At 62.1% G+C, this 11,656-nt stretch carries 9 protein-coding genes; 6 read left to right on the forward strand and 3 right to left on the reverse strand.

Going from position 1 to position 11,656, the window contains the following annotated elements:
• The first annotated feature begins 465 nt into the window (after positions 1-465).
• From dctP to B7L71_RS05130, 3 genes are all read left to right on the forward strand, one after another.
• On the forward strand, positions 466-1,569 hold the full coding sequence (gene dctP / locus B7L71_RS05120; RefSeq protein WP_081136388.1) for a TRAP transporter substrate-binding protein DctP: 1,104 nt from the start codon (positions 466-468) through the stop codon (positions 1,567-1,569).
• A gap of 63 nt (positions 1,570-1,632) precedes the next feature.
• The gene (locus B7L71_RS05125; RefSeq protein ID WP_016916083.1) at positions 1,633-2,136 is read left to right on the forward strand and encodes a TRAP transporter small permease subunit; all 504 of its coding nucleotides are present in this window, start codon (positions 1,633-1,635) and stop codon (positions 2,134-2,136) included.
• Positions 2,133-3,464, forward strand: a complete 1,332-nt coding sequence (locus B7L71_RS05130; protein WP_039182817.1) for a TRAP transporter large permease — start codon at positions 2,133-2,135, stop codon at positions 3,462-3,464. Before B7L71_RS05125 ends, B7L71_RS05130 begins: the two co-directional genes overlap by 4 nt.
• 45 nt (positions 3,465-3,509) lie before the next feature.
• Here B7L71_RS05130 and B7L71_RS05135 read toward each other — a convergent pair whose 3' ends face one another.
• Positions 3,510-4,208 (reverse strand): substrate-binding domain-containing protein, encoded by a 699-nt coding sequence (locus B7L71_RS05135; protein WP_232710745.1) that lies wholly within the window; start codon positions 4,206-4,208, stop codon positions 3,510-3,512.
• Here B7L71_RS05135 and hisD point away from each other — a divergent pair.
• Both hisD and B7L71_RS05145 read left to right on the forward strand, forming a co-directional pair.
• Positions 4,191-5,468 (forward strand): histidinol dehydrogenase, encoded by a 1,278-nt coding sequence (gene hisD / locus B7L71_RS05140; RefSeq protein WP_232710747.1) that lies wholly within the window; start codon positions 4,191-4,193, stop codon positions 5,466-5,468. The genes B7L71_RS05135 and hisD overlap by 18 nt on opposite strands.
• A gap of 254 nt (positions 5,469-5,722) precedes the next feature.
• Complete coding sequence (locus B7L71_RS05145) at positions 5,723-7,423, forward strand: ABC transporter permease (protein WP_016916078.1); 1,701 nt, start codon at positions 5,723-5,725, stop codon at positions 7,421-7,423.
• A gap of 25 nt (positions 7,424-7,448) precedes the next feature.
• On the opposite strand, the gene B7L71_RS05150 is transcribed toward B7L71_RS05145, so the two are convergent.
• Positions 7,449-8,546 carry an ABC transporter ATP-binding protein gene (locus B7L71_RS05150; RefSeq protein WP_039182802.1) on the reverse strand — a complete coding sequence of 366 codons (1,098 nt, stop codon included), beginning with the start codon at positions 8,544-8,546 and terminating at the stop codon, positions 7,449-7,451.
• Positions 8,547-8,761: 215 nt separating this feature from the next.
• Here B7L71_RS05150 and B7L71_RS05155 point away from each other — a divergent pair, with 215 nt between their 5' ends.
• A complete protein-coding gene (locus B7L71_RS05155; protein ID WP_081136390.1) occupies positions 8,762-9,787 on the forward strand; it encodes a Fe(3+) ABC transporter substrate-binding protein in 1,026 nt (341 codons plus the stop codon).
• A gap of 100 nt (positions 9,788-9,887) precedes the next feature.
• Here the strand turns inward: B7L71_RS05155 and polA are convergent.
• A partial coding sequence (gene polA, locus B7L71_RS05160; RefSeq protein WP_081136392.1) for a DNA polymerase I occupies positions 9,888-11,656 on the reverse strand: 1,769 nt, incomplete at its 5' end.

The raw sequence follows: 11,656 nt of genomic DNA on the forward strand, positions 1-11,656 counted from the left end.
AGCGTGAGCGCCAGTCGGCGAGCCTGCTCGGCAGGTCCGCTGAGCCACACGAGCCCCCGCCAACGGCGGCGTTGCCAGCGCCGCGCATGGCCCACCAGTAGTGATATGTAGCGGTCATCACTTGCTTCGCTCATCACGCTCCTCAAGGGTCGATTGCTTACAACTTTGGTACAACAAGGCGAACATTTTCAACGCTTTCAAGCGCTATCCAGACCTGCCCAGCCGTTTAAATAAAGACATAAGCATATGTTTTAAAAACACTTTTATATCAAGCGATGTTTCATAGCGTGCGTTAACTTCCTGCAAATCCTGATATTGCGCCGCAGCGGGGGGAGTGTGCTAGCTTAGCGGTACAGCCTTGGCCGCTTTTACTTTACGTAAACGTCAGCCCTACTCGCTGTGCTTTCCTGCTTTCAGGTAATCAACACTAATAACGCCAACCGCCAAAGTACCAGGAAATTGATAATGAAAAAGACTACAAAATTTGCCTTGACCAGCCTTGCCGCTGGCGTCGCATTTGCCGCTCTCACCACGACGGCCCAGGCACAAGAGCAGTGGACCATGACGTCCACCTGGCCCGACAACCTCGATCTGATCAAACTCGACCAGCACTGGGCCGAGCTGGTCAACCAGCTGGCGGGAGACGAAGTTCAGATCAACTTCCGCGCGGGCGGTACGCTGATGCCCGGCACGGAAGTGTTCGATGCCACCGAGACCGGCAGTATCGAAGCCGCCGGCGACTGGCCAGGCTATTGGGCCGGCCTGAACCCCGCATTCTCACCGCTGGCCACCACCACCAGCCTGTTCAACGCCGTTGATTACATCAACTGGATTCAGCAGTGGGGCGGCCGCGAACTGTACGAAGAGATTTACGGCCAGTACAACATGATGTACCTGCCCTATGCCGCGCTCAACAACGAGTCCGGCTTCATGGGCCGTACGCCCATCGAAAGCATCGCCGACCTGGAAGGCAAGCGTCTGCGTCTCTCGGGCCGTGACCAGGGCCGCGTGCTGGAAGCCCTGGGTGGCTCTCAGGTAACCCTGGCCGGTGGCGAAGTCTATCAGGCCATCGAGCGTGGTGTGATCGATGCCGGTGAATTCTCGACCCCCGGCGTGGATTACAACGCAGGCTTTGCCGAAGTGGCCGACTACTGGGCCACGCCTGGCTGGCACCAGTCTGCCAGCGTCTTCGGGGTCATGATCAACCTCGACGCCTGGAACGCGCTGTCGGAAGAGACCCAGCAGAAGCTGCGTATCGCTGCCGACGCCACCATGGCCTGGTCACTGGCCTGGTCCGAGCGTGAGTCCACCGATGCCACCCAGAAGTTCATCGATGCGGGTATCACCATCAACCAGTTCTCGGAAGACGATCTGGCCCGCATTCAGGAGATCACCAACGAGGTCATCGTGCGCGGCGCCTGTGAAAACAGTGACCACGCCAAGGTCTACCACTCCATGGTGACCTACCTGGAAGACTACGCCAAATGGCGCGACGTCTCGGCTCCTTTCAACATGAGCCGCACCATGGATAACCTGCCCTCACTGGAAGAGATCGAAGCCTGCCTGTAAGGCGTTTCTGCGCCGCCCCGGGCCGACCGGGGCGGTTTTGTATGCTGACCGCGGAGATCTTCCATGAATGCGATTGCCAAGGCGATCGATGCAATCAATGAGCTGTTTGGGCGATTGATCGCGCCATTGATTGCCATCATTACCCTCATCGTGCTGTACGACATTGCGTCACGCTTTTTTCTCGGCCGCCCCAGTGACTGGGCGTTCGATGTTACCAAGATGCTGTTTGGTGCCCACTTCATGCTGATGGCCGCCTACGGTTTGCGCCATCATGCCCATGTCGAGGTCGACGTACTGAAACGTTTGCTGTCCCGCAAGCGCCAGGCCCTGATCGAAGTCCTGGGCTACCTGATTTTCTTCGTTCCCTTCATCTGGATGCTGCTGACCTACGGCTGGCGCTTCTTCGAACGCTCCTACACCCGGGGTGAAACCACCTACGGCATGGTGTCGATTCCCGTCTACCCGATCAAAGGCGTTATCGTGGTGGCGGCTGCCCTCATCCTGCTGCAGGCCATTGCCATCGTACTGCGGGCCATCATGCAGTTGCGCGAGGAGAAATCGGCATGAACCTGAGTCCTGAACTGCTGGCGCTAGTGATGTTTGGCGGGCTGCTGATCGGCCTGTTCATGGGCCATCCGCTGGCCTTCGTGCTCGGCGGCGTCGCCGTCATCGGCGCTTTTCTCGGCCCTGGCGAGCGAGTGCTGGGCACCCTGATCAACAACATCTTCGGCAACGCCATGGACAACTACGTGCTGGTTGCCATACCGCTGTTCGTCCTGATGGCACGGTTTCTCAACGATTCCGGGGTCACCGAAAAGATGTTCGATGCCATGCGCCTGCTGCTGGCCAACCTGCGGGGCGGGCTGGCGCTGACCGTGGTCATCGTCTCTGTCCTGCTGGCCGCCACCACCGGTATCGTGGGCGCCTCCATTGCCGTCATGGGCATGATTGCGCTGGTGCCGATGCTCAAGTATGGCTACAACAAGGAGCTGAGCACCGGGGTCATCATGGCCAGCGGCTGTCTGGGCATCCTGATTCCACCCAGCATCATGCTGATCCTGATGGCCAGCTACTCGCCGGTATCGGTAGGCGCCCTGTTTGCAGGGGCGATGATTCCCGGCCTGATGCTGGGGGTGATGTACGCGCTCTACGTACTGCTGATCTGCTACTTCAAGCCCTCCTATGGCCCTCCGGTACCCAAGGAAGAGCGTGCGGAAGTCAGCACTCGGCAACTGCTGATCATGCTGGGCAAGTACGTGGTGCCGCCCATGTCGCTGATCCTCGGGGTACTCGGCGCGCTCTTCACCGGCGTGGCCACCGCTACCGAGGCCTCGGCCATCGGCGTGTTCATTGCCTTTATCCTGTTTTTGATCTTTGGTGACCGCCGGGTCTCCACCTGCTTCAAGACACTGCTGGAAGCAGGCAAGACCACGACCATGGTCATGCTGGTGCTGGTGGGCGCGACCGCCTTCACCGGGGTGTTCTCACGGGGCGGCGGCATGCAGGTGATTCAGGACCTGCTGCTGGCCATGCCGGGCGGCACCACCGGCGCGCTGATCATGATGCTGTTTCTGGTGTTCATTCTGGGCATGTTCCTGGACTGGACGGGCATCGTCCTGCTCAGCTTCCCGATCATGCTGCCCATCGTTCAGCAAATGGGCGTCGATCCGCTGTGGTTCGTGGTGATGGTGGCCGTGGTGCTGCAAACCTCCTTCCTCACGCCACCGTTTGGCTATGCGCTCTTCTATCTGAAAGGGGTTGCACCGCCTGGGGTGGAGATCGTCGACCTTTACAAAGCGGTCGTTCCTTTCGTGGCGCTGATCCTGCTGGCGTGCGTATTGATGTCGTTCTTCCCATGGCTGGTCACCGGCCTGCCACGCATGCTGCTGGGCTAAGCTGACGCCCTCGCGTTGCCGCCTTGCCGTGCAAGGCGGCAAACTTCATGAAGATGACGCAACACCACGCCCCGTTGCCGGGGCGCTGGCCCTTACGATGGGCGTCACCGGCAGTACTTTCCGTTCCCCCGCGACCTGCCCACTGGCGATTTGCGCCAGCAGCAGAGCCACCGCCTCGTCCACCATGGGCTCGACCGGCTGTTGAACCGTGGTGAGCCGATAGCTCGGCCAGGCCGCCATGGGGATATCGTCGAACCCTACCACCGCCACGTCCTCAGGCACGCGTAGCCCCAGCTCGCCGCTGAGCGTATCGATCACCGCAATGGCCATATGGTCATTGGCGGCAAAGACCGCATCCGGGTAGGGCGCCGCCTCGAACAGCTTGCGGGTCGCCGCCTGGGCCGCCGCGAAGTCATAGTCGCCGCATGCCTCCCCCCAACAGCTGACACCCTGCGCCGCCAGCGCCGCCATGAAGCCATCACGCCGCTGGCTGCTGGTAGAAGAGTCGGCAAGCCCGGCCACCAGCGCGATGCGCCGATAACCGCCAGAGACCAGAAACTCACCCACCCAATAGCCTCCACGGTAGTTATCGCTGGCGACCTGGCTGACCCCCTCGAAGGCCACCGTACGGTTGATCAGCACCACCGGAATGCCCCGGGAGACGCACTCGCTGGCCAGCGAAGAGGAAAGCGTCGCTGCCAGCATCAGAATGCCGTCTGCCTGGCTCTGCAGAATGTCCGCCATGACGGCCAGGTACGCGAAACCGTCGAGCGTACGCTGGCTGACATCCAGGCCCGAGGCGACGCCGCCATTCGCGAGCTGTCGGAAAAGTTCGATGGCTGGTCACCAGAAAACTTCCGTTTGAGCGAAGCCGAGATTGCTCAGGCCATGAGCGAAGTGTCCGAGCGTGATCTGGACGACATTCGCTTTGCCCAGGCCCAGATACGTCGCTTTGCCGAGGCGCAGCTGGCCTCCATGCAGCCGGTCGAGATCGAAACCCGCCCCGGCGTCATCCTTGGCCACAAACATCTGCCGATAAACGCGGTGGGCTGCTATATCCCCGGGGGTTCCTACCCCATGGTGGCGTCTGCCCACATGAGCGTCCTGACGGCCAAGGTCGCTGGGGTGAAACGCGTCATCGCGGCGGCGCCACCCTACAAGGGCAAGCCCCACCCCGCCATCGTGGCAGCCATGCACCTGGCAGGCGCGGATGAGATTCTGGTACTCGGCGGCGTTCAGGCCGTGGGCGCCATGGCCATCGGCAGCGACTCCATCGCGCCAGTGGACATGCTGGTGGGCCCTGGCAATGCGTTCGTCGCCGAGGCAAAGCGCCAGCTATATGGCCGTGTCGGCATCGACCTGTTCGCGGGCCCCACCGAGACGCTGGTGATTGCCGACGAGAGCGTGGACGGCTTGCTGTGCGCCACCGACCTGCTGGGGCAGGCAGAGCATGGCCCGACCTCCCCCGCTGCCCTGCTGACCAATTCCGAAGCGCTGGCCCGGGACACCCTGGCGGCCATCGAGGAACTGCTGCAGAAACTGCCCACCGCCGATATCGCGCGCCAGGCCTGGGAGAGTCATGGAGAAATCATCGTCTGTGACAGCCACGAGGAAATGCTGCAAGTGGCCAACGAGATGGCTTACGAGCACGTTCAGGTCATGACCGAAGACCCGGATTTCTACCTGGAGAACATGACCAACTACGGCGCGCTGTTCCTCGGCCCGCGCACCAACGTCGCCTATGGGGACAAGGTGATTGGCACCAACCACACGCTGCCCACCAAAAAGGCAGCGCGCTACACGGGCGGCCTGTGGGTGGGCAAGTTCCTCAAGACCTGCACCTATCAGCGGGTATTGACCGATGAAGCCTCGGCTGAGATCGGCAGCTACTGCTCACGACTCTGCATGCTGGAAGGCTTTGCAGGCCACGCCGAACAGGCCAACGAGCGCGTGCGCCGCTATGGCAAACAGGAGGTGCCCTACGCCTCGGCGGTGGACGCATGAACCTTCCCCAGGCCCCCGGCTTCAGGCTGGACGGCATGCAGGCGCTGGTCACGGGCAGCGCGCTGATGGTGGACGGCGGCTGGACCGCCCACTGAAGGAGCCCCACGGGTACACGCCTCGACCCTGCCCCACGGGCAGGGTTTTTTAATGGGCGGCCGATGAGCTGCACCCCATCGGCGCAGGTGATACTATTTGCAACCGCTATTTTTTCGCATTGACGAGCCACGCAGCCTCTCGTCCAAGGAGATCACGACGTGTCCACGCCCGCTCGCCGCTCATCATCGGCTCTGCTGTCAGGGGTCGCTTCACGCTTTGCGCTGTCGCTCAACCCCTGGTCTATGGCGCTGTTTCTCATCGCGCTGACCGTGGCACTGCCGATTCTGGTGGTTCTGGGCCATATCGTGCTGCCCACCGACGGCATCTGGCAGCACCTGGCCAGTACCGTCCTGCCCCGCTATCTCAGCAATACCTTCTGGCTGGTGCTGTGGGTAGGCCTCGGTACCTTGGTGATTGGCACGGGAACCGCCTGGCTGGTGGTCATGTGCCGCTTTCCAGGCAAGCGCATCTTCGAGTGGGCGCTGCTGCTGCCGCTGGCCGTTCCCACCTACGTGATCGCCTATGCCTACACGGATTTCCTGCAGGTGGCCGGGCCGCTGCAGAGCATGCTGCGGGAGTGGTTCGACTGGCGAGTGGGCGACTACTACTTTCCCAACATTCGCTCGTTGGGGGGCGCCATCACGCTGATCACCTTCGTGCTCTACCCCTATGTCTACCTGCTGGCCAGGGCCTCGTTCCTGGAGCAGTCGGTGTGCGTGCTGGACGTGGGACGCACGCTGGGGCGCGGGCCGTGGCACCTGTTTGGCACCGTGGCCCTGCCCCTGGCGCGGCCTGCGCTGGTGGGCGGCGTGTCGCTGGTGCTGATGGAAACCCTCAATGAGTTCGGGGCGGTGCAATTCTTTGGCGTGGACACCTTCACCACCGGTATCTACCGCACCTGGTTCGGACTGGGCGAGCCGGTGGCAGCCGCACAGCTGGCGGCCTGCCTGCTGACCTTCGTGATCGTGCTGGTACTGCTGGAGCGCTGGTCACGGGGCAAGCGGCGTTACTTCCATACCTCCAGCCGTTACCAGCAGCTGCCCGAGTACCGTCTGCGCGGCTGGCAGGCCACCGGCGCGTTTCTGGCCTGCCTGCTGCCCATCACCATCGGCTTCCTGCTGCCCAGCGGCCTGCTCTTGAACATGGCGATTCGGATTGGCGACAGCCTGTTCGGCACGCGATTCATCGGCTTTGCCCTGAACAGCCTCTCGCTGTCGGCCATTGCGGCCCTGATTGCGGTAGGGCTGGCGGTGCTGCTGAGCTATGGCGTACGCCTCAACAACTCCCCCAGTGCACGCCTGTTCACCCGCATTGCGGCCATGGGCTACGCCATTCCGGGCTCCGTGGTGGCGGTCGGCATTCTGATTCCCTTTGCCTGGCTGGACCACACCCTCAACTCCTGGCTGCACGCCAACTACGGCAAGATTATCGGACTGGTCTTCAGCGGCACGGCCTTCATTCTGATCTACGCCTACGTGGTGCGCTTTCTGGCGGTGTCGTTCAATGCCGTGGAAGCCAGCCTGGGCAAGGTCACCCCCAGCATGGATGCCGCCTCGCGCACCCTGGGCCAAACCGCAGGGGGCACGCTGCGACGCATTCATACGCCCCTGATGCGCAGTAGCCTGTTGGCGGCGGGGATTCTGGTCTTCGTCGATGCCATGAAGGAGCTGCCGGCCACCATCATCCTGCGGCCGTTCAACTTCGATACGCTGGCGGTGCGCGCCCATAACCTGGCGTCGGACGAGCGGCTGGCGGAGGCCTCCACGGCCTCGCTGACCATCGTGGTGGTGGGGATCCTACCGGTGATTCTCCTCAGCCTGGCCATGCGCCGAGCGCGCCCCGGCAGCCAGGCCGAGTAAGTTCAAACACAGGTCTTCCCGCGCCTCAGCGTGGGAAGATGAATACCTGGGAGTGGTCCAGATCGATGTCGATGGGCTGGCCCTCCTGGGGCAGGAACACCCCTGGTACACGGGCATGCAGGTGCGCTTCCTGGCCATCGGTGCCATGGGCACACAGGTGGATCAGACTGGTGCGGCCCAGCAGCTTGGCCATGACCACGTGGCTATGGCTGTGGGCTTCGGCTGGCAGGTCTCGCTCCTGAATGCGCAGCGCCTCGGGGCGAATCATCACCTGCACGTCACTGCCTTCCGGCAGCCAGCTGGCATCCACCGCGCCCACGGGGGTCTGCACTCGCCCGCCTTGTACCACTCCCGCCAGCTCGTTGACCTCACCAAAGAAGGTCACCACGAAGGGGTCGATGGGCGCACAGTAAAGCTCGCGAGGCGTGCCGGTCTGGACGATCTTGCCATCGCGCATCAGTGCGATGCGGTCCGCCATGAACATCGCCTCTTCCGGGTCGTGGGTCACCAGCAGCGTGGCCGAACCCAGCTTTTTCAACACGTGCAGCGTGTCGTCTCGGATACGATCCCGCAGCCGGGCATCCAGGCTGGAAAAGGGCTCGTCCAGCAGCATCAGCCGCGGCGTAGGCGCCAGCGCACGGGCCAGCGCGACACGCTGCTGCTGGCCTCCCGACAGCATGTGCGGGTAAGTTTCGGCATAGGCGGCCATGCCCAGCTGGTCCAACAGCTCCAAAGCACGCGCGCGGCGCTGGCTGGAGGGCAGCTGTTTCAGGCCAAAGGTGACATTTTCCAGCACGCTCAGATGGGGAAACAGCGCCGAATCCTGGAACGCCAGGCCCACGTTGCGCTTTTCGGGCGGCACATGGCGCTTGCCAGGGGCCGCGATGGCCTGCCCGTCCAGGCTGACCTCGCCTTCCTGCACCACCTCCAGGCCTGCCGCGATACGCAGCAGGGTGGTCTTGCCGCAGCCGGAAGGGCCCAGCAGGCACACCACTTCGCCCTGGCCGATCTCCAGGTCGATGCCCTTGACCACCTTATTGGCTGCAAACGTGTGCTCGACACCCCGCAGCGACAGCGCCGCCGCCGGTGCTGCCACCTCTGAAAATGACACCGTTGCCGTCATTCGTTCACCCATGGTTAGTGCGCAGCGCAGATGCCTGACTGCGAACACGGTTGAAAGTTATTTGCATTCTATTTTCTATTGGCGGCAGATGCACGCACATGCACAAAAAGTGTTGCGTGTCATTATCATTTCGCTTGACGTCCATGGAACAAGACGTTTCAATAGGCGCAGTTTGACAATGCAACTTATTATCATAAACATTTAGGGTGTTTGTTATGAAAAAGGCACGTCTTGCAGTCTCTGTCGCCGCCGTCATGGCTGGCTCGGCATTTGCCAGCAGCACACTGGCTAACGAGGTCAACATCTACTCCGCTCGCCACTACGACTCAGACGAGATTCTGTACAACGCGTTCACCGAAGAAACGGGGATCAAGGTGAATGTACTGGAAGGCGACGCCAATCAGTTGATGGAGCGTATGCAGCGTGAAGGCGTGGCCAGCCCTGCCGACGTCATGCTGACCGTGGATGCCGGCAACCTGTGGCGTGCCGAGCAGGATGGCCTGTTCCAGGCCGTGGATTCCGACGTGCTGAACGAGCGCCTGCCGGAGTCCATGCGTCATCCCGAAGGCATGTGGTTTGGCTTCAGCCAGCGCGCACGGGTGATTTTCTACAACCGTGAGAACTTCGACCCGAGCCAGATCGCTACTTATGAAGACCTGGCCGACCCGCAGTTCGAAGGCAAGATCTGTATCCGCTCTTCCAACAACATCTACAACCAGTCTCTGCTGGCCTCGATGATCGAGCACCACGGTGCGGAAGAAGCGCAAGAGTGGGCACAGGGCGTGGTCAACAACCTGGCGCGCAACCCGGAAGGCGGTGATACCGACCAGATTCTGGGCGTGGCCAGCGGCGAATGCGAGCTGGGCGTGGCCAACCACTACTACTATGTTCGTCTGCTGCACTCCAATGAAGCTTCCGACCGCGAAGCCGCCCGTAAAGTGGGCGTGATCTTCCCGAACCAGGATGACCGCGGCACGCACATCAACGTGGGTGGTGCAGGTCTGGTCGCCAACGCGCAGAACGCCGAGAACGGCATCCGCTTCCTCGAGTTCCTGGCTTCCGACCAGGCCCAGGAAGTGCTGGCCGAGCGTAACTACGAGTTCCCGGTGGTCGATGGCGTGAAGAAGAACCCGGTTCTGGAGTCCTGGGGCGACTTCCAGCGCGACGAAGTGAACATCAGCGAGCTGGGTAACAACAACCCGGAAGCCGTGCGCATTTTTGACCGCGTAAACTGGCGCTAAGCGCTGGCCCAGGCAGTATGCAAAACCCCACCGCAAGGTGGGGTTTTTTGTGGATGGCCAGTCAGCCAGGGTTTGAGCAGCGCCTGGTGCGCTTCTTACTTTAGTGCGCTTCGTCCCAGTTGGCGCCGCTCTGGGCTTCCACGATCAGCGGCACGCTCAGTGTGGCCGCCGACTGCATCCGTGCACTGACCTCCTCGATGAACGCGTCTACCTGCGCTTCAGCCACCTCGAACACCAGTTCGTCGTGCACCTGCATGACCATCAGGGCATCGAACCCGCCTTCCGCCAGCCACGCATCCACGTCGATCATCGCCTGCTTGATGATGTCTGCCGCCGTGCCCTGCATGGGCGCGTTGATTGCGGTGCGCTCGGCCCCCTGACGGCGGTTGCGGTTCTGCGAGTGGATCTCGGGCAGGTAGAGCCGCCGCCCCATGACCGTCTCGACGAAGCCGTTGTCGGCGGCCTGACTGCGAATGCGATCCATGTAGCGGGCAACGCCGGGGTAACGGTCGAAGTAGCGGTCGATGTAGGTCTGCGCCTGCTGGCGTTCGAGATGCAGCTGACGCGACAGCCCCCAGGCGCTCATGCCATAGATCAAACCAAAGTTGATCGCCTTGGCACTGCGGCGCTGGTCGGCGGTGACCTTGTCCAGCGCGGTGCCAAACACTTCGGCGGCGGTGGCAGTATGAATGTCGCGGCCCTGTTCGAAGGCTTCCAGCAGCCCCTTGTCTTCCGACAGGTGGGCCATGATGCGCAGCTCGATCTGCGAGTAGTCTGCAGCCACGATGCGATACCCGGGGCGGGCCACGAAGGCCTGGCGAATCTTGCGCCCCTCTGCGGTACGGATCGGGATGTTCTGCAGGTTCGGGTCCGACGAGGAGAGCCGCCCGGTGGCGGTCACCGCCTGGTGATAGCTGGTGTGCACGCGGCCGGTTTTCTTGTTCAACAGGCGCGGCAACTTGTCGGTATAGGTAGACTTCAGCTTGGCCAGGCCACGGTGCTGCATGATCACCTTGGGCAAGGGGTAGTCCAGCGCCAGCTCTTCCAGCACGGCCTCGGCGGTGGAAGGCGCGCCCTTGGGCGTTTTCTTGATGACCGGAATTTTCTGCTCTTCGAACAGAATCTGGCCCAGCTGCTTGGGGGACCCCAGGTTGAACTCGCGGCCCGCCAGCTCGAAGGCTTCACTTTCAAGCTCGCGAATACGCTGCTCCAGCTGCTGGCTCTGCTGGTGCAGGCGCTCGGCATCCAGCGCCACCCCGTTACGCTCGATCCGCGACAGCACCTTGATCAGCGGCAGCTCCAGATGATCGAGCACCTCGGCCAGGCGGCCTTCCTGCTCGACCTGCGGGCGCAGCGTCTGCTGCAGGCGCAGGGTAATGTCCACGTCTTCACAGGCGTAGGGCGCGGCCTGCTCCAGGGCTATCTGGTTGAAGGTGAGCTGCTTGGCGCCTTTCCCGGCAATCTCCTCGAAGGAGATGGTCTTTTCCCCCAGGTACTTGAGGGCCAGCGAATCCATGTCGTGGCGGGTCGCGGTGGAGTTGAGCACGTAGGACGCCAGCATGGTATCGGCAAACGGCCCCGTGACGTGAATATCCACGTTGGCCAATACGGAAATATCGTACTTGAGGTTTTGGCCGATCTTGGTTTTGCCGGGATCTTCCAGCAGCGGCTTGAGCGCCTCGAGAACGCTGCGGCGGTCGAGCTGGGCAGGCGCATCCAGATAGTCGTGGGCCAGCGGGATATAGGCCGCTTCACCGGGTTCAAGCGCCAGGCCGACCCCGACGATCTCGGCATCCATGTAGTTGAGGCTGGTGGTTTCCAGATCGAAGCAGAAGCGCTCGGCGCTGCGCAGCCGCTCAAGCCACGCGT

It is taken from the genome of Halomonas sp. BC2, from assembly GCF_002078115.1.
Lineage (GTDB): Bacteria > Pseudomonadota > Gammaproteobacteria > Pseudomonadales > Halomonadaceae > Vreelandella > Vreelandella stevensii.